The organism is Arthrobacter sp. UYEF36 (genome assembly GCF_040547025.1).
GTDB lineage: Bacteria > Actinomycetota > Actinomycetes > Actinomycetales > Micrococcaceae > Arthrobacter.
Genome location: NZ_JBEPOX010000001.1, coordinates 352,419 through 374,253 on the forward strand (window position 1 = coordinate 352,419; position 21,835 = coordinate 374,253).

The 21,835-nt window shown below is 68.7% G+C and carries 21 protein-coding genes; 14 read left to right on the forward strand and 7 right to left on the reverse strand.

Annotated features, from left to right (window positions below; genetic code table 11):
• Positions 1 to 54 precede the first annotated feature (54 nt).
• Positions 55 to 552 carry an Lrp/AsnC family transcriptional regulator gene (locus ABIB29_RS01720; RefSeq protein WP_354169491.1) on the reverse strand — a complete coding sequence of 166 codons (498 nt, stop codon included), beginning with the start codon at positions 550 to 552 and terminating at the stop codon, positions 55 to 57.
• A gap of 173 nt (positions 553 to 725) precedes the next feature.
• Here ABIB29_RS01720 and ABIB29_RS01725 point away from each other — a divergent pair, with 173 nt between their 5' ends.
• Complete coding sequence (locus ABIB29_RS01725) at positions 726 to 1,964, forward strand: MFS transporter (protein ID WP_354169493.1); 1,239 nt, start codon at positions 726 to 728, stop codon at positions 1,962 to 1,964.
• 36 nt (positions 1,965 to 2,000) lie between these two features.
• On the opposite strand, the gene ABIB29_RS01730 is transcribed toward ABIB29_RS01725, so the two are convergent.
• The gene (locus ABIB29_RS01730; protein ID WP_307460300.1) at positions 2,001 to 2,507 is read right to left on the reverse strand and encodes an Lrp/AsnC family transcriptional regulator; all 507 of its coding nucleotides are present in this window, start codon (positions 2,505 to 2,507) and stop codon (positions 2,001 to 2,003) included.
• A 132-nt stretch (positions 2,508 to 2,639) separates the two neighbouring features.
• Between ABIB29_RS01730 and ABIB29_RS01735 the strand changes: the two genes are divergently transcribed.
• Positions 2,640 to 3,803 (forward strand): trans-sulfuration enzyme family protein, encoded by a 1,164-nt coding sequence (locus ABIB29_RS01735; RefSeq protein WP_354169495.1) that lies wholly within the window; start codon positions 2,640 to 2,642, stop codon positions 3,801 to 3,803.
• Here the strand turns inward: ABIB29_RS01735 and ABIB29_RS01740 are convergent.
• Positions 3,793 to 5,097 (reverse strand): MFS transporter, encoded by a 1,305-nt coding sequence (locus tag ABIB29_RS01740; protein WP_354169497.1) that lies wholly within the window; start codon positions 5,095 to 5,097, stop codon positions 3,793 to 3,795. The genes ABIB29_RS01735 and ABIB29_RS01740 overlap by 11 nt on opposite strands.
• A gap of 90 nt (positions 5,098 to 5,187) precedes the next feature.
• On the opposite strand from ABIB29_RS01740, the gene ABIB29_RS01745 reads away from it, so the two are divergent.
• The gene (locus ABIB29_RS01745; RefSeq protein WP_354169499.1) at positions 5,188 to 6,171 is read left to right on the forward strand and encodes a LysR family transcriptional regulator; all 984 of its coding nucleotides are present in this window, start codon (positions 5,188 to 5,190) and stop codon (positions 6,169 to 6,171) included.
• Between the two features lie 188 nt (positions 6,172 to 6,359).
• Here the strand turns inward: ABIB29_RS01745 and ABIB29_RS01750 are convergent, their stop codons facing one another.
• Positions 6,360 to 7,460, reverse strand: a complete 1,101-nt coding sequence (locus tag ABIB29_RS01750) for a nitronate monooxygenase (protein ID WP_354169501.1) — start codon at positions 7,458 to 7,460, stop codon at positions 6,360 to 6,362.
• A gap of 36 nt (positions 7,461 to 7,496) precedes the next feature.
• Here ABIB29_RS01750 and ABIB29_RS01755 point away from each other — a divergent pair, with 36 nt between their 5' ends.
• The 9 genes from ABIB29_RS01755 to ABIB29_RS01795 all read left to right on the forward strand — a co-directional run bounded on the left by ABIB29_RS01755 (position 7,497) and on the right by ABIB29_RS01795 (position 16,614).
• Entirely contained in the window at positions 7,497 to 8,429 is a 933-nt protein-coding gene (locus tag ABIB29_RS01755) for an N-acetylglucosamine kinase (RefSeq protein ID WP_354169503.1), read from the forward strand.
• A 45-nt stretch (positions 8,430 to 8,474) separates the two neighbouring features.
• Entirely contained in the window at positions 8,475 to 8,969 is a 495-nt protein-coding gene (locus ABIB29_RS01760; protein WP_354169505.1) for an NUDIX hydrolase, read from the forward strand.
• A gap of 267 nt (positions 8,970 to 9,236) precedes the next feature.
• Complete coding sequence (gene rsgA, locus ABIB29_RS01765; protein WP_354170267.1) at positions 9,237 to 10,403, forward strand: ribosome small subunit-dependent GTPase A; 1,167 nt, start codon at positions 9,237 to 9,239, stop codon at positions 10,401 to 10,403.
• A gap of 330 nt (positions 10,404 to 10,733) precedes the next feature.
• Complete coding sequence (locus tag ABIB29_RS01770; protein ID WP_354169506.1) at positions 10,734 to 11,828, forward strand: ABC transporter ATP-binding protein; 1,095 nt, start codon at positions 10,734 to 10,736, stop codon at positions 11,826 to 11,828.
• Positions 11,828 to 12,580: an ABC transporter permease gene (locus ABIB29_RS01775; RefSeq protein ID WP_354169508.1), complete on the forward strand. Its 753-nt coding sequence runs from the start codon at positions 11,828 to 11,830 to the stop codon at positions 12,578 to 12,580. The genes ABIB29_RS01770 and ABIB29_RS01775 overlap by 1 nt, the downstream gene beginning before the upstream one ends.
• Positions 12,577 to 13,323 (forward strand): ABC transporter permease, encoded by a 747-nt coding sequence (locus ABIB29_RS01780; RefSeq protein ID WP_354169510.1) that lies wholly within the window; start codon positions 12,577 to 12,579, stop codon positions 13,321 to 13,323. Before ABIB29_RS01775 ends, ABIB29_RS01780 begins: the two co-directional genes overlap by 4 nt.
• Complete coding sequence (locus tag ABIB29_RS01785) at positions 13,320 to 14,282, forward strand: glycine betaine ABC transporter substrate-binding protein (protein ID WP_354169512.1); 963 nt, start codon at positions 13,320 to 13,322, stop codon at positions 14,280 to 14,282. The genes ABIB29_RS01780 and ABIB29_RS01785 overlap by 4 nt, the downstream gene beginning before the upstream one ends.
• Positions 14,283 to 14,461: 179 nt before the next feature.
• Positions 14,462 to 15,682: a pyridoxal phosphate-dependent aminotransferase gene (locus ABIB29_RS01790; protein ID WP_354169514.1), complete on the forward strand. Its 1,221-nt coding sequence runs from the start codon at positions 14,462 to 14,464 to the stop codon at positions 15,680 to 15,682.
• A 77-nt stretch (positions 15,683 to 15,759) separates the two neighbouring features.
• Positions 15,760 to 16,614, forward strand: coding sequence for a PPK2 family polyphosphate kinase (locus ABIB29_RS01795; RefSeq protein WP_354169516.1), 855 nt, complete (start codon positions 15,760 to 15,762; stop codon positions 16,612 to 16,614).
• 14 nt (positions 16,615 to 16,628) lie between these two features.
• Here the strand turns inward: ABIB29_RS01795 and ABIB29_RS01800 are convergent, their stop codons facing one another.
• Positions 16,629 to 16,859, reverse strand: coding sequence for an exodeoxyribonuclease VII small subunit (locus ABIB29_RS01800; RefSeq protein ID WP_354169518.1), 231 nt, complete (start codon positions 16,857 to 16,859; stop codon positions 16,629 to 16,631).
• Positions 16,860 to 16,914: 55 nt separating this feature from the next.
• Entirely contained in the window at positions 16,915 to 18,201 is a 1,287-nt protein-coding gene (xseA, locus tag ABIB29_RS01805) for an exodeoxyribonuclease VII large subunit (protein ID WP_354169520.1), read from the reverse strand.
• Between the two features lie 233 nt (positions 18,202 to 18,434).
• On the opposite strand from xseA, the gene ABIB29_RS01810 reads away from it, so the two are divergent.
• Both ABIB29_RS01810 and ABIB29_RS01815 read left to right on the forward strand, forming a co-directional pair.
• Entirely contained in the window at positions 18,435 to 19,277 is an 843-nt protein-coding gene (locus ABIB29_RS01810; protein WP_354169522.1) for a hypothetical protein, read from the forward strand.
• 62 nt (positions 19,278 to 19,339) lie between these two features.
• Complete coding sequence (locus ABIB29_RS01815; protein WP_354169524.1) at positions 19,340 to 20,431, forward strand: 4-hydroxy-3-methylbut-2-enyl diphosphate reductase; 1,092 nt, start codon at positions 19,340 to 19,342, stop codon at positions 20,429 to 20,431.
• A gap of 21 nt (positions 20,432 to 20,452) precedes the next feature.
• On the opposite strand, the gene ABIB29_RS01820 is transcribed toward ABIB29_RS01815, so the two are convergent.
• Positions 20,453 to 21,748 (reverse strand): DNA recombination protein RmuC, encoded by a 1,296-nt coding sequence (locus ABIB29_RS01820; RefSeq protein ID WP_354169525.1) that lies wholly within the window; start codon positions 21,746 to 21,748, stop codon positions 20,453 to 20,455.
• Positions 21,749 to 21,835 lie beyond the last annotated feature (87 nt).

The window sequence follows — 21,835 nt, forward strand, 5'->3', positions numbered from 1 at the left end:
CGGGCCCTGGCCGTGCAGGTCCGGCCGCCCCGGCGGAACAGCCGGGCCGACGGATCACTTGGCCCGGGCGGGGGCGAGCGAGCTGCCCTGGGCCAGCCGGCTGATCAGCGGTTCGGTGCGGTACTGGATGTGGGTGTGCAGGGCAAGGACCGTCTCAGTCCGGATGACGCCCTTGATCCGCAGAATGGAGCGCAGGGCGGCCTGCAGGTTGTGCGTGTCCGTGGCCACCACCCGGCACCATACGTCGCCGCGTCCGGAAATCTCGTGGACTTCCAGGACCTGCGCGATCAGGCGCAGGGCTCCCACCACACCATCGAGTTCCCGGTGGTTGACCTCGATCGTGACGAAGGCCACGACGTCGTAGCCCACCGCTTCAAGATCGATCTCCCGGCCGCCGTCGTGCAGCAAACCCGAACGCTGCATGCGCCGGACGCGGGACTGCGCGGTGTTGCGGGCAATGCCCAATTTTTCGCTGAGATCGCCGATCTGGATCCGCGGGTCCCGGATCAGTTCCAGCAGGATTTTCAGGTCGGTGGGGTCCAGGCTGTTCAAATCGTCACTCCGGTTCACTCTGACGGCGGCTGATTGACTGTTTTGATCAATTTTGGCATGGAATTTAGCTGAAGGGAGCAGGAGTGCCTCAGTCTGGAGGTATCGAATCAGTACGGGCTGGCGGTTCCCCCACCACAGGGAACACGCGGCCCGCTTCCACGCAAGGGCACGGTATGACGGTCTTCAGCGAGCTTCGCATGCGCCCGGCCACGGCAGAACGCTGGGGCTGGGACGCTTCCACCACGGCACGGCTGGTGATGGCCGGCGTCGTGATTTTCACGCTGCTGGTCGGCGCGAATCTCGCGACGCCGCTGTATCCGCTGCTGCAGGCCAAACTGGGCATCACCGCGTTCGATGTCACGGTGGCCTTCTCGGCCTACGTCCTGGCACTGGTGGCCACCCTGATCCTGGCGGGCCACTGGTCCGACCACATCGGCCGCCGGGCCGCGCTGGTCCTTGCGGTGCTCGTGGGCCTCGCCGGCGGCTCCCTTTTTGCCGCGGCGGACAGCCTGTTCGCGCTGTGTGCCGGCAGGGCGCTGCAGGGCATTGCGGTCGCGCTCGCCACCGGGGCCAGCTCGGCGGCCCTGCGGGAGCTGCTGCCCAACCGTCCCGAGTGGGCCTCGCGGTTCACCCTGCTGGCTTCCGCCGGCGGTGTCGCGGCCGGCCCGGCCATCGGGGGAGTGCTCTCGCTGCTGCCCGGACCCACGTCCACGCCGTATTATCTGCATTCCCTGGTGCTGGCCGCGCTGCTGGTCCCGCTGTACCTGCTGAAGGCCCGTCCGGCCATCACGTCCGTCGCGGGTCCGCAGCCGTGGCGTGTGCTGGCGCCCCGCCGGCCGTCGGTGTCCAGTGAGGCGCGCGGCGCCTTCTGGCTGGCGTCCTCGGTGGGGTTCCTCAGCTTTACCGTCTTCGGCTTCTGCCTGTCCCTGGCGCCGAGTTATTTCGCCCAGATCGTGCACGCCGATTCCCGGCCGCTGATCGGCCTGCTGGCGGGGCTGACCCTGGGATCCTCCGCGCTCAGCCAGCTCCTCGCGGTGCGGGGGCGTTTCGTGGTGCCGATCGGACTGGGCATGCTGGCCGGGTCGGTACTGATGATCGCCGCGGCGGCCGCCTGGAGCAGTCCCTGGCTGTTGATCATCGCGAGCATCACCGCCGGTCTGGGACAGGGGGTGTCCTTCCGGACCGTCTTCAACGATGTGGCCGGGAAAGTCGAAGCGTCCCGTCACGCCCAGATCATCAGTACGGTCTACGTCATCACCTACCTCGGCAGCGCCTTTCCCGTCATCGGGCTGGGGCTCGCCGCCGGGATCGTCGGCCTGCAGGCGGCGGTCGCCGGCTTTGTGGTGCTCTGCTCGATCGCAGGGGTTACCCTCGCCGCCATCACGCTGCGGGCGGCGCTGCGCCGCGCCTGACGGTCCCGGGGGCTGACACGAACGCCGGCGCCGATCCTAGTCGGGCAGCGGGCCCTGGTTGCCCTGGATGTGGTCGAACACGAGGGTGGTCTCGGTATGGCCCACCACCGGGTCGGTGGCCAGGTTGTCCAGCACCCAGTCGCGGAGGTCCTCGGTGGTGGCGACGGCAATGTGCAGCAGATAGTCCACCGAGCCGGAGGTGTGGAAGGTTGAGAGCACGGCCGGGAGCTTCGGGACCCGGGCCGTAAAACGGTCGATCTGTTCGCGGTCGTGGGCGCGGAGCCGGACGGCGATGAGGGCCTGCACGGAGCGGCCGATCGCGGACAGGCTCAGCTTCGCCTCGAAGCCCTGGATAATCCCGCGCTCGGAGAGCGCCCGCGTGCGCATGAGGGCCGTGGACGGCGCGATGCCTACCAGCTCGGCCAGCTGCTTGTTGGAGATTCGGGCATCGGCGACGAGTGCCGCGAGCAGTCGCTCGTCGATAGCGTCCAGCGGCTCGCCGGCACCCGCTCCCGGCCGAAGATTCTTCGCACTGCTACTCACGGATCCTCCTTGATGGGTTTTCAGTTCATCATAAACGGCGCATTCCGACACTTCCATTCGCGGCCCCTACAAAACTCCGAATTATTGCCAGATACTTGCGGAATTCAACGGTGAATATTCATAAGGAGCAAGGTGCTTTCTCAAGACTCGCTGGCCGTCCATGCCGGCCGCAACGGCCTCACTGAACTGGGCGTGCACGCAGTGCCCATCGATTTGTCCACCACGGCGCCCCTGCCCTCCGTGCACGACGGCGGTCTCGCCTATGAGCACATGGCCACGGGTGGCACCCATGTCGAGGGCCAGAGCACCGTCTACCAGCGGCTCTGGAACCCCACCGTGGCACGGTTCGAGGAGGGTGTCGCCGTCCTCGAAGACACCCCGGAAGCCGTGGCCTTCGCCACCGGCATGGCGGCGCTCAGCGCCGTCCTGCTCGCCGTCGTCGCCTCCGGCAAGAAGCACGTGGTCGCGGTGCGGCCGCTGTACGGCGGCAGCGACCACCTGCTGGCCTCGGGAGTGCTCGGCAACGACGTCACGTTCACGACCCCGGAGGGGGTGCACGCCGCACTCCGGCCCGGGACCGGCCTGGTGATCCTGGAGACGCCCGCCAACCCGAGCCTGGAGCTCGTCGACATCGCCCGCGTGGCCGCGGCGGCGGACGGCGTCCCGCTCCTGGTCGACAACACCTTCGCCAGCCCGGTCCTCCAGCGCCCCTTTCTGCACGGCGCCGCGATGGTCCTGCACAGCGCGACCAAGTTCCTCGGCGGACACGGCGATGCCATGGGCGGCGTGGTGGCCGCAGCCCCCGAGTGGACCACCAGGCTGCGCCAGATACGGGCCGTTACCGGCGGCATCCTCACGCCCTGGCCCGCCTACCTGCTCCACCGTGGCCTGGCCACGCTCCCGGTCCGGGTGCGCGCGCAGCAGGCCAGTGCGCAGAAGGTTGCTGCCGCCCTGGCCGGGCACGGGCTCGTCCGGCGCGTCTTCTACCCGGGGCTGCCCGAGTGCGATCCGCGGGGGCTGATCGGGACGCAAATGTCCGGTCCCGGTTCGCTGCTCGCCTTTGAGGTGGGCACAGCCGAGCACGCTGAACGGATCCCGTCCGCCGTCGGCATGATCACGCACGCGGTGTCGCTCGGCGGCATCGACACCCTGATCCAGCACCCGGCGGGGCTGACCCACCGGCCCGTTGCCGCCGATGCCAAGCCGCATGCCAGCCTGCTGCGTGTGTCCGTGGGCCTGGAGGATCCGTCCGACATCGTGGCCGACCTCGTGCAGGCCATCGAAGCTACCCGCTGACGCCCGGAGCCGGAGCCCCGGGCGCCGGCGCGGGCCGGGCGGGATGCACGACGGCGGTGATCACCGCCGTCGTGCAGGCCAGCCCGATCACGGTCAACGCCAGCGCGGTCCAGCCGAGCGACTGGAAAACCAGCCCGCCGGCCCAGCCGATGACGCTGGATCCGAGGTAATAGGCGAGGTTGTAGAGCGAAGCCGCCTGTGCCCTGCCGGACGTGGCGATCACCCCGGTCCAGCCGGCGCCGATGCTGTGCGCCGCGAAAAAGCCGCCGGTGAACAGCAGCAGGCCCGCCATGATGAGCGGCAGCAGCGCCGTGAGCGTCAGGGCCAGGCCCGCCACCATCAGCACCGTCCCCGCGATCAGCACGGTGCGCCGCCCGAACCGCGCTGCCAGGCCGCCGGCCCAGCGGGACGAGACGGTTCCGGAGAGGTAGGCCAGGAAGATCAGGCTGATGATGGTGGCGGGCAGGCTGAAGGGTTCCCCGGAGAGCCGGAAGCCAAGGTAGTTGTAGACGGCCACGAAGCCGCCCATCAGCAGGAACGCCTGGACGTAGAGGGCCAGCAGCCGCGGATTCCGGCCGTGGCCTGCCAGGGTCCGGAATGCCCCGCGGAAACCGCCCGCCGCCGCGGCCGAGAAGCCCCGGGCCTGCGGCACCAGGACCAGGAAGAGGGCCGCCGCCACCGCGGCCAGGAGCGAAACGGCCAGGGCTGCGGCCCGCCATCCCCAGAGTTCGCCGACAAAGCCGGCCAGCAGCCGGCCGGCGAGCCCGCCGAGGGTCGTGCCGGCGACGTACGTTCCGGCGGCCAGTGCGGCGTGGACCTTGTTGACCTCCTCGTTGAGGTAGGCGATGGCGATGGCGGGGATGCCGCCCAGTGCCATGCCTTCGAGCATCCGCAGGCCCAGCAGCATCGGGAAGCTAGAGGCGAGCGGGACCAGCAGGCCCAGGACGGTGGCGGCCGATATGCCCCACATCATGGCCCGGACCCGGCCGATCCGGTCGGCCAGGAAGGACCACGGAAGCACGGTCACGGCCAGCCCCACGGTCGCCAGGGAGATCGTCAGCGCCGCCTCGGCCGCCGTGACCTGAAGCTCCGCCGCCATCATTGGCAGCACCGCCTGGGTGGAATACAGCTGGGCAAAGGTGGCGACGCCGGCGAACGCCAGCCCCGCGAGAATCTTCCGGTAGGCCGGGGACCCCTTCGCGTGCCCCGGCCAGGCGGCATGGGTGCCGCCGGCACGGTCCAGCCGGGCCGGGCCCGGGGCGGCGGGGCGGCGGAACCGTGGAAATCGGGGCATCTCCCAAGAGTAGGCTTCGGAAAGGCATGCTTCCAATGCATGATTCTCATAGAATCAATAGCAAATACGGAACGATCCGGAGGTTGGGGCATGGACGTGGAGCACAAGCAGCTGGTCCACTTGCTGCCGTTGCTGCCCCTGCTGGCCGAACTCGGGCGCACCCAGCACATCACCGGGACCGCCGAAGTGCTGGGACTGCCCCAGTCGACGGTCAGCCGTGGAATCGCCCGGGCCAGCAGCATCATCGGCACGGAACTGCTGATCCGTGACGGCCGCGGCGTGCGGCTGACCCCCGCCGCCAAGGCGCTCCTGCCGCACATCGAGGCCGCGCTGGGCGAGTTCCAGACCGGGCTGGACCTGGTCCGGCACGAGTCGGAGGTGGTTCGCGGCCGGATCGCGGTGACGTTCCAGCACACCTTCGGCGAGGCGATGCTGCCGCTGCTGATCAGCGCCTTCCGAAGCCGGCATCCCCAGCCGGCCTTCGACCTCAGCCAGGGCGCCCGGGACGGCTGCCTGGCGGAACTGGCCGCAGGCGACGCGGACCTGGCACTGACCGCCCCGGTCGCTGCGCCGAGCCGGCTGATCTCCTCCGCAGCCCTGTACCGGGAACCGCTGCGGCTCGTGGTCCACCACCGGCACCCGCTCGCGAAGCGCCGCAGCGCCGCCCTCGCGGAGATCCGGCAGGACCCGTTCGTGGCGATGGGCGCCGGCTACGGGATGCGCTCGCTGACGGACGCCCTGTTCCGGGAGTCGGGTTTCCGGCCCCGCATCGCCTTCGAGAGCCAGGATTCCCACACTGCCCGGGGACTCGTCTCGGCAGGTCTCGGCGTGAGCATCCTCCCGCCCGGCGGGCTGGCCCCCGGACGCCACACGCCCGGGCAGTCCGGAGACCTCGGCTGGGTGGAGCTCGCGCTGGATTCAGGCCTTGCCTTTCGGGAGATCGGCCTGGCCTGGCGGGAACGCCGGGGCGGAGCGGACACCGAACCGGACCCCGTGCGGCTGTTCCGGGAGCTGGTGCTCAGCGAGGGACCGGCACTGCTCGCCGGCTTCGTCCGCGGACGCTCCGGCAGCTGATCCGTGGCGTGGCGTGCCGTGGCGTGCCGTGCCGTGGCGTGGCGTGGCGTGCCGTGGCGTGCCGTGGCGCCAGTTCGCCGGAAAGCGTCGAGCTCGCAGGGAAACTTCCGGCGATCCCGCACCGTTCCGGCGACGTCGGCGGTGTACGGCGGCGGGGTACGGCGGCGGGGTACGGCGGTGGCAGGCCGTCAGCCCAGCAGCCCCGCCATGATTTCCGCGACGGAACCGGCCCGCGCCCGCTGCCACCCCGTCCCGGCCCAGAGGTTCAGCCGTTCCGCGTCCCCAGCGGCGGCCGCTGCCGCGCGCAGGGGAGCGGTGAGGTGGTGCACGGCGGGATAGGCCTCCGGTGCGTCGGGGTGGTCCCGGACAAACTCGTTGACCAGCGCCCGGGCGGGCCGTCCCGTGAAGGCCCTCGTCAGCCGGGTCTGCGTGAAGTGCGGGCTGGCGAGGGCGTCCTTGTGCAGCTGCCTGGCGCCGCTCTCAGGTGTGCGGAGGAACGCCGTGCCCAGCTGGGCGGCCTGTGCCCCCGCGGCCAGTACCTCCTCCAGACCGGCCCGGTCCATCACACCGCCGGCCGCCAGCAACGGGAGGCCCACGGAGGAACGCACCTGGGCGAGCAGATCCGCCGTCGTGCCCGGCTGGCCCTCGTCCTTGCGCTCCGGGTGGCCCTGGCGCCCCGTGCCGTCCCGGCGCCCCGTGCCGTCCCGGGGCTCCGGGTGGACCGCGGGCCGCGCCTGGAACGCCGCGCTGTGGCCGCCGGCGCTCTCATGCTGCACGACGAGCGCATCCACGCCCTGCCCGGCGGCCTCCAGCGCCTCGGCCACCGACGTGACGGTGGCGAGCACGGCGGAGCCCGACCGCTGCAGCGCCCGGACAACATCGGACCCGGGCAGCCCGAAGGCAAAACTGACCAGTTCCACCGGGTCAGCCAGCAGCGCGTCGATCTTGCCCTGCCAGTGGTCATCGTCGTCGAGCCGCAGCGGCGGGACCTCCACGCCGTACCGCCGGGCATCCGCCTGCAGCCGGCCGCGGTAGTCCTCGAGCCGCGCCAGCACCTCTGCGGAGGGTGGCAGCTGCGCGGGGTCGGGAACGAAGACGTTTATGCCGAACCGTGCCCCGGAGGCACGCGCGCTTCGGATCTCCGCCTGCATGGTGTCCACGCTCTTATAGCCCGCAGCCAGGAAGCCCAGACCGCCGGCGTCATGCACGGCCGTCACGAAGGCCGGAGTGGAGGTCCCGCCAGCCATCGGGGCGGCAATAATGCGGGTACCAAAGATCTCGTGCGGCATTGCTCACTCCTGGAAGGGATTCAGTAGGCTGTTCCGGTGACTCATTCTGACATCCCGCCGGCGGCGGACCCCGTTTCCCCGATCGCCCCCGCCGCCGTGATCGGCCTCGATATTGGCGGGACCAAGACCCGCGGCGTGCGCTTCGAGGACGGCGCCGTCGTGGCCGACGAATCCGTGGGCAGCTCTAACGTCCAGAACGTCAGCCGCGAGGAGGCGGCCCTGCACCTCGCGGAACTTTTCGCCCGGATCGGCGGGGGAACGGTCGCCCAGGTCTACGCGGGAGCCGGCGGGATCGACACCGACGAGGACGCCGCCGCGCTCGCCGCGCTGATCGCGCCGCACGTGCCGGGCGCCCGGATCGCGGTGGTCCACGATTCCAGGCTCCTGCTGGCTGCCGGCGGCGCAAGCACCGGCGTCGCCGTGATCGGCGGAACGGGCTCGGCCGCCTGGGGCCGGAACAGCCGTGGCGAGGAGGCCCGCGCCGGCGGCTGGGGCTATCTGCTCGGCGACGAAGGCAGCGGGTACTGGCTGGGCCGCGAGGCGGTCCGCCACAGCCTGCGTCGGATGAACCAGGGGCTGGAACCTGACGATCTCACCACCGCCCTGCTGGCTTCCTGCGGTGTGGATGACCCCAACAAGCTGATTGCACTCTTCCATTCACCGGACACCGGACGCAGGTACTGGGCCGGGCGGGCCCGGCTCGTGGTCGACGCTGCCGCCGCCGGCCACGCGCCCAGCCAGGAACTTGTGGACCAGGCCGGACGGGACCTGGCAGCCCTGGCGCTGCAGACGGTCCGGAAGCTCGGCATCGACGGCCCGGTGATCCTGGGCAGCGGACTGGGCATGAACGTCCCCCGCCTGCAGGAATCCTTCCGCGCCGCCCTGGCCGCCGAGGGGATCACCGACGTCCGCGTCCTGGAACAGGACCCTGTCTTTGGTGTGCTCCAGCTGGTGGCCGAGCAGGGCTGACGCGGCCGCCGGGCCACTACACTGCCGGGCCATTAGGCTGGAGGAATGAGCCTCAACTTCGACACCCGTCCCGCTGCCTACGCGGTCATCATCCGCGACGGCGCCATCCTCCTGGCGTACTGGAAGCAGGGCGGCAAGGAAGGCTGGACCCTGCCGGGCGGCGGCCTGGACCTGGCCGAGCACCCCGTTGATGGCTGCCGCCGGGAAATTTATGAGGAAACCGGCTACCGCGCCGAGGTCGGCGCCATGCTGGGGATCGACGTCGGGCACTGGCCCGCGGAGATCCGGATCGACGGCGGCGAACGGGACTTCCAGTCCCTCCGGCTCATCTACGAAGCAACGATCACCGGCGGGGAGCTGCGGCACGAGGTGGACGGCAGCACCACACACGCGGGCTGGATACCGCTGGAGGACGTTGCAGGGCTCAACAAGGTCTCGCTCGTCGACGCCGCACTCCGGCTCCACCGTGAGCGGCCGCTGAACGGCCGGCTGAACGGGACACCGTCGTCAACGGCCGGCTGTCCTGAAAGATTTCCCTAGCCAGGCCCGGGGCGCCCGGCTATTCTGAAAACCGGCAGAACAGCCGATGACGATAACGGGGAGGTGGAGACGATGACTGCAACAGTCCGGTGCGCACTGCGCGCCACCATCAGCCAGGCCATCATTCCTGCCCCGGCCGTCAGCACCCACTAGCCGCCACCGCTGCCAGGTTCCACCCGCAGCGCGGCACGTGCACCGGGGCCCATCAAAGGGTTTTCGTTGACTACTTCATTTGCACGTCCAGGCGCGTCCGGCGCCTCCCACCCCATCCCCAACAACTGGCCCACCAACGTCCCCGCGGGTCCGGCAGCGTACGGCTTCACCGCCGCCGTCGCCGAGCGGTTCGCGGCCCATCCCGTGCGGGGCGGCACCGGCGCGGGCCGGGTCATCCGCATGGACCGCAACCTGGTCCTTGTCGCCACGCACGGCACCACCCTCCATCTTCCGTACCCCGGCACCGGGGAACTGCCGGCCACCGGGGACTGGGTCTGGCTGGGATCCAATACCGCGGGGGAGCCCGCCATTGCGGAGATTCTCCCGCGGCACTCGGAACTGAGCCGCAAACGCGCCTTTGACGCCTCCTCGGAGGCGCAGGTCCTCGGCGCCAACATGGACATCGTCGGCGTCGTGGTGCCCGTGGACCGTCCGCTCACGCACAACCGGCTCGAACGCACCCTCGTCGCCGCCTGGGACTCGGGCGCCACCCCGCTCGTCATCATCACCAAGGCAGACCTTGCCGACGTGGCGGACGACGTCGTCGGCAAGGTGATTTTCCAGGCCGCGGGCGTCGCGGTGGTCACCACCTCCGCGGAGCAGGGCGACGGCCTCGACGAGCTGCTGGGCCACCTCCCGGCAGGCGGAACCCTCGTGCTGCTGGGTCCTTCAGGGTCCGGCAAATCCACCCTCATCAATGCCCTCGTCGGCGTCGAAGTCCAGGAAACGGGGGCAGTCCGGGCTGGCGACGGCAAGGGCAGACACACCACCACCTCACGTGAACTCGTGCCCCTGCCGGGAGGCGCCGTCCTGATGGATACCCCCGGGGTGCGCGGCTTCGGGCTGTTCGACGCCGACAGCGGGATGGCGGAGATGTTCGGCGACCTCGAGGAACTCTGCGGGCAGTGCCGGTTTTCCGACTGCGCCCACGGCAGCGAGCCCGGCTGCGCCGTGCAGACCGCACTCGCGGACGGGACCCTCGATGACCGGCGCTGGGCGAGCTACCTGAAACTCCAGCGTGAACTCGCTGCCCTGGCCCGCCGTCACGATGCCGCCGCCCGCCGCGCCTACGCGCGCGAGTGGCACCAGCAGATTTCGGCTGCGGGCAAGAGCCAGCGCTCGGCAGAACGGGACAGCTACGAGGCCGCCGCCAACGAGGGTGCGAAGCGCGGCCGGAAGGGCCGGGGCGGGTCCAAAGGGGGCGGCCGACGGACCCGCTGACCGGGCGGAATACCAACAAGTGACGCGGGGTCACTCCGCGCCCATCCCGGGCCCTGGAATGGGCGCGATGTGACCCCGCGTTGCTTGTTCGGCGGCGGCGCGTGGAGGTGGAAGGGTGCTGCGGCGGAAGTTTTCCGGCGCAGGACCCATCCAAAGCCGCCTGCCCTACGAATTGCTACGTCAGCCACAGCGCCCTCGACGATATCCCTGACATTGTCAGCCGCGCTGGTTAGGCTGAGTCCTAGGTGCTTTACAGTCGAAAATCAGCGTGTTTATGATCAGTTGGCTGGACCGTCCGATGTTGCCGCCAACAGTTAGGTAAGCCCGGAAATGGCTGAAGCCATGATCGAGTTCCAGAACGTCACCAAGCAGTACCAGGGCGGCCAGGCCGCCGTTGATGGCTTGACCATGTCCATCGACAAGGGCGCCATCACGGTCTTCGTCGGACCCTCCGGCTGCGGCAAAACCACCTCGCTGCGGATGATCAACCGCATGGTCGAGCCGACCTCCGGAACCATTACCGTGGACGGCCAGGATGTCACCGCGGTGCCGGCGGCGAAGCTGCGACGGTCCATGGGCTACGTGATGCAATCCTCCGGGCTGATGCCGCACCGTTCCGTGCTGGACAACATCGCCACCGTTCCCCGGCTCAACGGCGTCTCCAAGGCCGAGGCACGGAAGCGTGCGCAGGAACTGCTCGACGTCGTCGGTCTGGCGTCCGCGCTGGGCAAGCGCTACCCCTCACAGCTCTCCGGCGGCCAGCAGCAGCGCGTCGGCGTGGCCCGGGCGCTCGCCGCCGACCCTCCCGTCCTGCTCATGGACGAGCCCTTCAGCGCGGTGGACCCCGTGGTCCGCGATGAACTGCAGCAGGAACTTCTCAGGCTCCAGCGCGATCTGGCCAAGACCATCGTCTTCGTCACCCACGACATTGACGAGGCCACCGTCCTCGGCGACAAGGTGGCAGTCTTCGGCCTCGGCGGCAAACTGGCGCAGTACGCCACCCCGGAGGAAATCCTGCGCGCCCCCGCCAACGACTTCGTGGCGTCCTTCGTGGGCCGGGACCGCGGTTTCCGGCACCTGGCCTTCAGCCCGTCCGACGGCGTCACCGTGCACCCGGCCCCGACGATCACCCCCGATGAACTTGAACGCGCCGGCAACGCCTCCGGCGACTGGCAACTGGTGGTCGACGCAAGCCAGCGTCCGCTCGGCTGGTCGGGGCCGGGCAAGGGCTCCGCGACTGTTCCCGGGGGATCCCTCTTCCGGAAGGGCGACACACTCCGCCGCGCCCTCGATGCGGCCCTGTCGTCGCCCTCAGGTCTCGGCGTCGCCGTGGACGCGGACGGCCGCGTGGCCGGGGTCATCACCGCCGAGGAAGTCCTCGCCGTCATCGCGTCGGACCGCCATGTCCGCCAGGGCGCAATCTGATGGAGTGGTTCCTTGCCAACAGCGCCCAGGTCTACAGCCTTGCCGGCCAGCACCTGGTCCTGGCCATCCTGCCGATGGTGTTCGGGGTGCTTATCGCCGTCCCGTTGGCCCAAGTCGCCCGGCAGAACCGTGGGCTCCGCTCCGTGGTCCTGACGGCGTCCTCCCTGCTCTACACCATCCCGTCCCTGGCGCTGTTCATCATCCTGCCGACCGTCCTTGGAACCCGGATCCTGAACCCCGTCAACGTTGTGGTGGCCCTGACCATCTACGCCGTCGCACTCCTGGTCCGCGCCACCCTGGACGCGTTCGACTCGGTGGACGAGGACCTCCGGCAGGCCGCCGTCGCCATGGGGTTCAAGCCCTTCGCCCGCTTCCTGCAGATCGACCTGCCGCTGTCCCTGCCGGTGCTTTTCGCCGGGCTGCGCGTGGTCTCCGTCAGCAACATCTCGCTGGTCAGCGTCGCGGCGCTGCTCGGCATCGGCAACCTTGGCATGCTGTTCACCTCCGGCCTGCAGCGTGACTTCGTCACCGAAGTGGTGGTGGGCATCATCGCCATCCTCATCCTCGCGCTGCTGATGGACGCCGTCCTCGTCCTGCTCGAGCGGCTGCTGACCCCCTGGACCCGCGCCGCGGCGGGCCCCGGCACCGGCGCGGGCGCCAGCACCGATTCCGGCGGCGGCCAGGACAAGGGCGGCTCCGCTGCCGCGGCGCTGCGGATTTCCGATGCGCAGACCGCAGGCGGTGCCCCATGAGCAACGTCGTCACGGATACGTTCGCCTGGCTCGGCGATCCGGAGCACTGGTCCGGCAGCGCCGGCATCCCGGCTCGGCTGGCCGAGCACCTGCTCTACACCAGCCTGGTCATGGTGATCGCCACCGCCATCGCCGTGCCCATCGGCCTGTACGTGGGGCACACCGGCCGGGGCAGGGTAGCCGCCGTGGCCGTCGCCGGGGCCCTGCGTGCCCTGCCCACCCTCGGCCTGCTCACCCTTTTCGTGCTGCTGGCCGGCATCGGGCTCATGCCGCCCATCTGGGCCCTCGTGATCCTGACGGTCCCGCCACTGCTCGCCGGCACCTATGCCGGCATCGCCAGCGTGGACCGGAACGTCGTCGACGCCGCGCGGGCCATGGGCATGACGGAGCTCCAGGTGCTGTTCCGTGCCGAGTTCCCCAACGCCCTGCCTGTTATGTACGGCGGGTTCCGGACCGGTGTGCTCCAGGCAATCGCCACCGTCTCGGTGGTGGCGTACATCAACCTCGGCGGCCTCGGCCGGTATCTGTTCGACGGGCTCGTGCTCTCCGACTTCCCCCAGATGCTCGGCGGGTCCCTGCTCATCGCCGGACTCGCCATCGCCGTCGACCTTGTCCTTGCCCTCATCCAGAGGCTGTTCCTGTCCCAGGGAGCCTCTTCCCAGCCAAATCGGAGCCAGCAGGCTGCGGTTGATCTCACAGACCCCGTACCCGCGGGGACTGTTGTTCAAGGAGGTACGTCATGAAGGAAACCCGCCAACGAGCACTGGGCAGGCGCACATTCGGCGGCCTGGCCGCCGGCGTAGGCCTGGCCATGGCACTGTCCGCCTGCGCAGGCTCATCCGATCCGCTCTCCACGGCCCCCGCCACCGGCGGAGCCACGTCCGGTGCGGGCTCCGCGCTTGTGATCGGTTCCGCCGACTTCACCGAAAGCCAGATCATCGCCGAGGTCTACGCCGGGGCGCTGAACGGAGCCGGCATCACGGCGAGCACCAAGCCGAACATCGGCTCACGCGAGGTCTACTTCAAGGCTGTCCAGGACGGTTCCGTGGACGTGATCCCCGACTACAGCGGCAACCTGCTGCTGCACGTCAGCAAGGACGCCGCGGAGGTTTCGGCCGAGGACATCTACAAGGCCCTGCCGGGCAAGCTGCCCGAGGGACTGGCCGTACTGGAGGCTTCCAAGGCCGAGGACAAGGATGCGATGGTCGTCACGAAAGCCACCGCGGAGAAGTACCAGTTGAAGTCAATCGAGGACCTCGCCAAGGTCTGCAGCGAGATCGTGGTGGGCGCCCCGGCGACCTTCGCCGAACGCGCCTACGGCCTCCCGGGCCTGGAGAAGAACTACAACTGCGTACCCAAGAAGCTGGAGCCGTTCAGCGACGGTGGCGGAGCCGTCACGCTCAAGGCCCTGCTCTCGGACCAGGTCCAGGTTGCCGACATCTACACCACTACCCCGTCCATCGCGGACAACGACCTGGTGGTGCTGGAGGACCCGAAGAACAACTTCATCGCCCAGCAGGTCCTCCCGCTGTACAACACGGCCAAGATGACGGACAAGGCGAAGGAAACCCTGAACGCCGTGTCCAAGGTCCTCACCACCGAGGACCTGATCAACCTCAACCGCGCGGTCAGCGGCAGCCAGAAGCAGAACCCCAAGGACGCTGCGGCGGCGTGGCTCAAGGACAAGGGACTGGTCAAGTAAGAGGCCCGTCCAGACCGTTCTGAGATACGACGGCGGCTGCCGGACTCCTCGCGTTCACGGGGGAGCGCCGGCAGCCGCCGAGAGACCTCTCTGACAGGGGTGTCCCGCCTGTGACGGCGGGACACCCCTGTGAGACAGATCTCGGCGGAAGTACATCCTTCATATGGCATATTTGATGAATGGCAGAATTCAAGCAGTCCACCAAGCTTCATAATGTCCTTTACGACATCCGTGGACCGATCCTCCTGGCCGCCCAGCAGATGGAGGCAGAGGGTCACCGCATCCTCAAGCTGAACATCGGGAACCCGGCGCCGTTCGGTTTCGAAGCGCCGGACGCAATTCTGGTGGACATGATCCGCCACCTGCCGCATGCCCAGGGCTACAGCGATTCGCGCGGTATATTTTCGGCCCGGACCGCCGTTTCGCAGTACTACCAGACCCGCGGGATCCAGAACATCCATGTGGATGACATCTACCTGGGCAACGGCGTCAGCGAGCTCATCACGATGTCCCTCATGGCACTGCTGGATGACGGCGACGAAGTCCTGATCCCCACCCCCGATTACCCGCTGTGGACCGCCTCCGTTGCCCTGGCCAGCGGCCGGCCCGTGCACTACCTGTGCGACGAGGACTCGGGCTGGCAGCCGGACCTCGAGGACCTCGAAGCGAAGATCACGCCCCGCACCAAGGGCATCGTGGTGATCAACCCGAACAACCCCACCGGCGCCGTCTATCCGGAAGACACCCTCAAGAAGATCGTCGCCCTGGCGGAGAAGCACGGCCTGGTTCTTTTCGCCGACGAGATCTACGAGAAGATCCTCTACGAGGATGCGGTCCACGTGAACATGGCCAGTCTGACCGGCGACGACGTCCTGTGCCTGACGTTCAGCGGCCTGTCCAAGGCGTACCGCGTGTGCGGTTACCGGGCCGGCTGGATGGCCATTTCCGGGCCGAAGAAGGATGCCGCGGACTACCTCGAGGGCATCAATCTGCTGGCGAACATGCGCCTGTGCGCCAATGTTCCCGCCCAGCACGCGATCCAGACGGCGCTCGGCGGGTACCAGAGCATCAATGACCTCATCCTGCCGGGCGGGCGTCTGCTCGAGCAGCGTAACAAGGCCTACGACATGCTTAACGCCATTCCCGGGGTCAGCACGCAGCAGGCCCGGGGCGCCATGTACCTGTTCCCGAAACTCGATCCCGAGGTTTACCGCATCCGCGACGACGAGAAGTTCGTCCTGGACCTGCTGCGCGAGCAGAAGATCCTGGTCTCCCACGGCCGGGCCTTCAACTGGGTCCGGCCGGACCACTTCCGAATGGTCACCCTTCCGCTCGTGAAGGACCTGGAAGAGGCAATCAACCGCATGGCGGACTTCCTGAGCCGGTACAAGGGGAACTAGCCTAAGCTCAGCAGCGCGGCGCGGCCGGTGGTCCGGCGGTCCGCACGGAGGCTGCCCGAACCGGAAAGAGGCAAGGCATGTCAGACGTCGTGGGATTCACGGAGCGCCCCGCTGAGACCTTAAGGGTGGGCAAAGGTTTCAGCCTGAAGGACACGGACCCGGACTCCACCCCGGGCTACCCGGGGGACAAGAACGACGGGGAGGCGCTGCTCGATGACCTCGATGACAACCTCACCCTGCTCCAGGAGCAGCTTTTCGCTGAATCCCGCTTCGGCGGAACCAAGCGGCTCCTGCTGATCCTGCAGGCCATGGATACAGCCGGCAAGGGCGGAATCGTGACCCACGTGATGGGCGCCATGAACCCGCAGGGTGTCCAGATGAGGTCGTTCAAGGCTCCCACTCCGGAAGAGAAGTCCTACGACTTCCTCTGGCGGATAGAGAAGGAAGTGCCCGCTGCCGGCATGGTGGGCGTCTTTGACCGCTCCCACTACGAGGACGTCCTGATCCACCGCGTCCACCGCTGGGCGGATCCGAAGGAACTGGAGCGCCGCTACATCGCTATTAACGAATTCGAAGCGAGGCAGGCGGCTTCCGGCACCAAGATCGTCAAAGTCATGCTCCACATCAGTCGGGACGAACAGAAGGAACGGCTGCTCGCGCGGCTGGACGATCCGGCGAAGCTCTGGAAATACAGCAGCAACGATTTGAAGGAACGCGCGTTCTGGAACGACTACATGGACGCCTACCAGAAGGCCTTCGAAAAGACGGGCACCGACGCCGCCCCGTGGCACGTAGTCCCGGCCAACAAAAAGTGGTACGCCCGGATCGCCGTGCAGCAACTCCTGCTCGACGCGCTGGACGGCCTCAAACTCCAGTGGCCGGTTCCGGACCTGGACGTCGCGATGGAACGGGAACTGGTCGAGCGTTCCTGACCCGCCCGCGCCCGCTAGCCGGCCTGGGTGGGCTGGTCGCGCGCCGCGGCCAGGCGCTTGCGGGCACCCTCGAGCCACTGTTCGCAGCGCTTGGCCAGCGCTTCGCCGCGTTCCCAGAGCGCCAGCGACTCCTCAAGGCTCGCCCCGCCGGCCTCGAGCCTGGTCACGATGCCCACAAGCTGCTCCCGGGCTTCCTCGTAGCTGAGGCCCTCGATGTCGGCGTGGGGCTGTGTTTCTGCTGTCATGGTGTGCTGCTCCTTGTTGTGTCCCGCAGGACGGTCCGTTCGGGTGAATGTCGGGTCAGTCCTCGGCGGCTTCCTGGCCGCCCGTCGACTCCGCAGTGAACCGGCCTCCGGCCACGCGGACGGCCAGCGGGGTGCCCACCGGGGCCTGGTCAGGATGCCGCACAACGTCCCGGCGGGTGCCGGGAGCCGAGCCGCCGTCGGCAAGCTGCACGACGGCGTAGCCCCGGTCCAGGGTCTTCTGCGGCGAGAGAGCCCGGACCTGGGCCTTGAGGTGGACCAGCTGGTCGGCGGCCCGGACGACGGCGGTGGTCACCGCCGACTGCGAGCGGCCCTTGAGCCGTTCGACGTCGTCGTGGCGGATGCTGACCATGACTTCGGGGGAGGCCAGCACGGGTCGGGAGCGCAGTGAGGCAAGCCTGTCCGTCTCACGTTCGACCAAGCGGGTGACACCACGCCGGAGCTGGTCCCGGGCCTGACGCACGCGGGCGAGCTCTTCGACAACGTCCGGGACGATCCGCTTGGCGGCGTCGGTCGGCGTGGAGGCGCGCAAATCCGCGACATCGTCAAGGATCGGCCGGTCCGCTTCGTGGCCGATCGCACTGACCACCGGCGTGGACGCGTCCGACACTGCCCGGATGAGTTCCTCGTTGCTGAAAGGCAGCAGATCCTCCAGGGCGCCGCCGCCGCGGGCGATGACGATCACGTCCACCTCGGGATGCGCATCCAGCTCGCGCAGCGCGGCGATGACCTGCGCGACAGCGGTGTTGCCCTGAACGGCGACTTCGCGGATCTCGAATTCGACGGCGGGCCAGCGCAGCGCCGCGTTGCGCAGCACGTCCTTCTTGGCGTCCGAGTTCCGGCCGGTAATCAGGCCGATCCGGTGGGGGAGCAGGGGCAGGCGCTTCTTGCGGGCGTCGGAGAACAGCCCTTCCGCGGCGAGGGCATGGCGCAGGCGCTCGATCCTGGCGAGCAGATCCCCGAGGCCCACCGGCCGGATGTCCTTCACGGACATGTTCAGCCGCCCCGTCTTGAGCCAGAATTCGGCCTTGAGCAGGGCCACCACGCGGGAGCCGCGCTCCAGCGGCGTTTCCTGGCGGTCAAGCACATTGGTCCAGACGGACGCAGGGAGAGAAATCTCAGCGTCGATGTCCCGCAGCGTCAGGTAGGCGTTGGTGCCGCGCCGGTTCAGTTCGATGACCTGGCCTTCGACCCAGGCGGCCGGGGCCCGGTCGATGTGCATCTTGAGTTTCTGGGACAGCAACTGCAGGGGCCAGGGGTTGTCCGGGCTGGTTTCCGCTGCGGAGGCAGGAACCGTAGTGGCCGCCGCGACGTCCTCAGACATTCCGGTATCCCGGGGCGGAGATGGCCTGATGCATATGCGTGGGTGTCCTTTGCCGGGGCGGGGCCGTCAGCAGGTGCGTCCCCGGCGATTGCGCGTCAGGAAGGGTCACCGGCCGACAACTCGAACTTGTCGGTTTCAACTCTATCCATAGCTCTATCATCGGGGCCTGACTTTTATCGTTCCGCAGGCCGCCCCGTAGGATGGCACTACCCCTCAAGCGACTAGGAATTCTCGTGCGCACTTTTGTCTCGGCCGTAGCGGTACTGATCGGGCTTGTCCTGGCGGCTGCCGCTGTTCCCGCCATGTGGGTGGACCGGAACATCGTCCAGCAGGACGGCTTCGTGGCGTTCACCGCCCCGCTCGGCAAGGACCCTGTATTCCAGGAGCGGCTGGCCGCGGCCGCTGTCGGCAGTCTCAGTGCGGAACAGATCCCGGAAGAGCTCAGCGGACTGGTCACGCCGATCCTGGAGAGCGCGGCCCAGTCGCTGACGGGCGTGCCCGGCTACCCCGAGGCCTGGACCGAAACGCTGCGCAAGAGCCATCAGCTTAATTTCGCCGACCCCAGCGCTCCGCCAGCCGAGGCCGACGGCGGGACGTCCCTGACCCTGGACCTGGCGCCCCTGGTCGGTCTGGTAGCGAAGCAGTTGGCGGACGCCACCACCCTGCCGTTGGAGGCCCCGGAGCAGCTGCTGATCACGATCGGGCAGCCCGAGCACCGGCAGCTCCTCGACCGGGTGTCCGCCTTCGCGCCGATGGGCTACGCCCTGGCCGTCGGCGCCCTCATCGCCTTCGCGCTGGCGTTTGTGGCCGCCCGGCGGCGCGGGACTGTCCTGGCCGGCATTGGCCTCGGAGGCCTTGTGCTGGCCGGTGCCTGGAAGCTGGCCGCCGACGCCGTCGGTGGTTCCGTCACGGCAACGAGCAGCGGCAACGAGGTCGCGGAGATCTTCAAGAGCGAGTTCGTCGCGGCCGCCAGCTCCAGTTTCGGACAGTGGATCCTGGTCACCGCCGTGGTCGGCGGCGTCCTGCTGGCCCTTGGACTCGTGGTGCGCGTCGTCGGCGGGCGCCGCCGCGCCTGAGCGCCGGGCGCCTGCGGCCGCGGCCAGATCGGCGGACCGTCCAACACCGGTAGCATTGGGGCATGACTTCCACTGCTGTTTCCATTCCGATGCCAACCGTTCCGCGCCGGCGGCGTACGCCGGAAGAAGTCCTGGCTGCAGCCCCCGTGGCCGGCCCGAAAAAGGTCCTGCTCGCGGCCCCGCGCGGCTACTGCGCCGGCGTCGACCGTGCGGTCATTGCCGTGGAAAAAGCGCTGGAGCACTACGGCCCGCCGGTCTACGTCCGCAAACAGATCGTCCACAACGTGCACGTCGTCAGCTCCCTGGAGGAAAAGGGCGCCATCTTCGTTGACGAGACCGACGAGGTCCCCGAGGGCGCCCTGGTGATCTTCTCCGCCCACGGCGTCTCACCCGCCGTGGTCCAGTCTGCCGAGGACCGGGGGCTGCGGACCATCGATGCCACCTGCCCCCTCGTGACCAAGGTGCATAAAGAGGCGGTCCGCTTCGCGAAGGACGACTTCGACATCCTGCTGATCGGCCATGACGGCCATGAGGAGGTCGAAGGGACCGCGGGGGAGGCCCCTGAGCACATTCAGATTATTAACGGCCCGCACGAGGTCGACAAGGTCACGGTCCGGGACCCGGAGAAGGTTATCTGGCTCTCACAGACCACCCTCAGCGTGGACGAAACCATGGAAACGGTCCGCCTGCTCAAGGAACGGTTCCCCACCCTGCAGGACCCGCCCAGCGACGACATCTGCTACGCGACCACCAACCGCCAGGTGGCCATCAAGAAGATCTCACCCCAGGCCGAGCTCGTGATTGTCGTCGGATCGGCCAACTCCTCGAACTCGGTCCGGCTCGTGGAAGTGGCGCTGGAATACGGAGCGAAAGCCTCGTACCGCGTGGACTTCGCCAACGAGGTGGACGAGTCCTGGTTCGAGGGTGTGTCCACGGTCGGTGTGACCTCGGGCGCCTCGGTCCCTGAAGTCCTGGTCAAGGATGTCCTGCGCCTGCTCGCCGACTACGGCTACGGCTCGGTCGAGGAAGTCGTCACGGCCGAGGAAGATCTGCTCTTCTCGCTGCCGAAGGAGCTCCGGGCGACCTTGAAGCAGGCCGGCGATGTCACCCGCGCCCTCGGCGGCCGCGGGACTCGCCCGGCCCAGACCTCCTAGGCCCGCTGCGCAACGTTCTTCCTAGGCGGCGGACTCCTGGTCTTCTTCGCGCGCATCGTTAGGGGCTTCGTCCGCTGCCCGCCCCGATCCGGGTTCCGGCCCGTTCCCGGGCTGGAGTTCGGGGGCAGCCACGGACCGCGGCGTCACCTCGACCGCAGCGGGCGTGGCCAGCCCTGCCGCGTCCAAGGCATTGAGCTTCCGGGCGGTCGGCAGCACCCGGGCCTCCAGGGTGCCCACCATGGAGTTGTAGCGGTCCACGGACGTTTTAAGTGAGGCGCCGAGCTTGGTGACGTTCTCGCCGAGCGTTCCCATCCGCTCATAGAGCTGGTGGGCCAGTTCGAAGAGCTCCCGCGCGCTGTCCGTCAGGACGTCTTGGCGCCAGGTGAAGGCAACGGACTTCAGGACCGCCAGCAGGGTTGAGGGCGAGGCCAGCACCACATTTCTGGACAGCGCGTAGTCAAGCAGCGCCGGGTCCGCCGAGAGTGCGGCGGCCAGGATTGATTCGGCCGGCAGGAAGCAGACCACAAGCTCCGGGGAGTTGCCCGGGATGTCCCAGTACTTCTTGTTGCTCAGCGCGTCCACGTGGGCCTTCAGGGCCTTGGCATGGGCCAGCAGATGGGCCTGCTGCCCGCTGAGCGACTGCGAGTGCGGCGGCCCGGGGGCGGACGCTCCAAGTTCCTGCGCGGCAAGGTAGGCAGAGAGCGGCACCTTGGCATCGACCACGAGCTGTTTCTGGCCGGGAAGCTGCACGACGAGGTCAGGCCGGACACTGCTCTCCGCCGCGGCACCGTGCTGCTGTCCGCTGTGAACCTGCTCATGGAAATCGACATGGCGCAGCATCCCTGCGGCCTCGACCACACGGCGCAACTGGACTTCGCCCCACTGGCCGCGGGCGCTGTTGGAGCGCAGCGCGGATTCCAGGGCATGGGTGGAGCGCAGCAGCTGTTCGTCGGACAACCGGGCTTCCTGCAACTGTTGGGCCAGCTGTCCGTACTGTTCCAGGCGGTCGCGCTCCAGCAGCGACACCTGATGCTGCACCGCGGTGAGCTTCTCCGCCACCGGTGCCAGGGCCCGCAGCACGCTGCCGTCCTGGTTCCGGGACTCGCCAAGGTCCCGGTTCTGGGCCGCCAGCAGGCGCCTCTCCGCGTCGGCCGCGGCGAACTGCGCGCTGACCTCGGAGAGCCGGGCCGACACGGCGTCGAAGTCCTGCTCCACTGCGAGGGTGCGGCGCCGGGTCAACAGAAAGACCACGGCGGCGCCGGCGACGGCGCCGACGAGCAGCATGAGCAGGGCAAGAATCAGTGCAAAAGCGTCCATGTCTTCACTTTGGCATGCCCCTGCGACAGTTTCCCGCCGACGCCCTGCCGGCGGCCCCACGTCGCCCGGCCGGCGGCGAATGCGGCG

Bases quoted from the DNA above. Each gene is read 5' to 3' on its own strand.
- ABIB29_RS01725 (WP_354169493.1), top strand. From the start codon at position 726: ATGACGGTCTTCAGCGAGCTTCGCATGCGCCCGGCCACGGCAGAACGC.
- ABIB29_RS01740 (WP_354169497.1), bottom strand. From the start codon at position 5,097: ATGCCCCGATTTCCACGGTTCCGCCGCCCCGCCGCCCCGGGCCCGGCC.
- ABIB29_RS01745 (WP_354169499.1), top strand. From the start codon at position 5,188: ATGGACGTGGAGCACAAGCAGCTGGTCCACTTGCTGCCGTTGCTGCCC.
- ABIB29_RS01750 (WP_354169501.1), bottom strand. From the start codon at position 7,460: ATGCCGCACGAGATCTTTGGTACCCGCATTATTGCCGCCCCGATGGCT.
- ABIB29_RS01760 (WP_354169505.1), top strand. From the start codon at position 8,475: ATGAGCCTCAACTTCGACACCCGTCCCGCTGCCTACGCGGTCATCATC.
- ABIB29_RS01770 (WP_354169506.1), top strand. From the start codon at position 10,734: ATGGCTGAAGCCATGATCGAGTTCCAGAACGTCACCAAGCAGTACCAG.
- ABIB29_RS01775 (WP_354169508.1), top strand. From the start codon at position 11,828: ATGGAGTGGTTCCTTGCCAACAGCGCCCAGGTCTACAGCCTTGCCGGC.
- ABIB29_RS01780 (WP_354169510.1), top strand. From the start codon at position 12,577: ATGAGCAACGTCGTCACGGATACGTTCGCCTGGCTCGGCGATCCGGAG.
- ABIB29_RS01785 (WP_354169512.1), top strand. From the start codon at position 13,320: ATGAAGGAAACCCGCCAACGAGCACTGGGCAGGCGCACATTCGGCGGC.
- ABIB29_RS01790 (WP_354169514.1), top strand. From the start codon at position 14,462: ATGGCAGAATTCAAGCAGTCCACCAAGCTTCATAATGTCCTTTACGAC.
- ABIB29_RS01795 (WP_354169516.1), top strand. From the start codon at position 15,760: ATGTCAGACGTCGTGGGATTCACGGAGCGCCCCGCTGAGACCTTAAGG.
- ABIB29_RS01800 (WP_354169518.1), bottom strand. From the start codon at position 16,859: ATGACAGCAGAAACACAGCCCCACGCCGACATCGAGGGCCTCAGCTAC.
- xseA (WP_354169520.1), bottom strand. From the start codon at position 18,201: ATGTCTGAGGACGTCGCGGCGGCCACTACGGTTCCTGCCTCCGCAGCG.
- ABIB29_RS01815 (WP_354169524.1), top strand. From the start codon at position 19,340: ATGACTTCCACTGCTGTTTCCATTCCGATGCCAACCGTTCCGCGCCGG.
- ABIB29_RS01820 (WP_354169525.1), bottom strand. From the start codon at position 21,748: ATGGACGCTTTTGCACTGATTCTTGCCCTGCTCATGCTGCTCGTCGGC.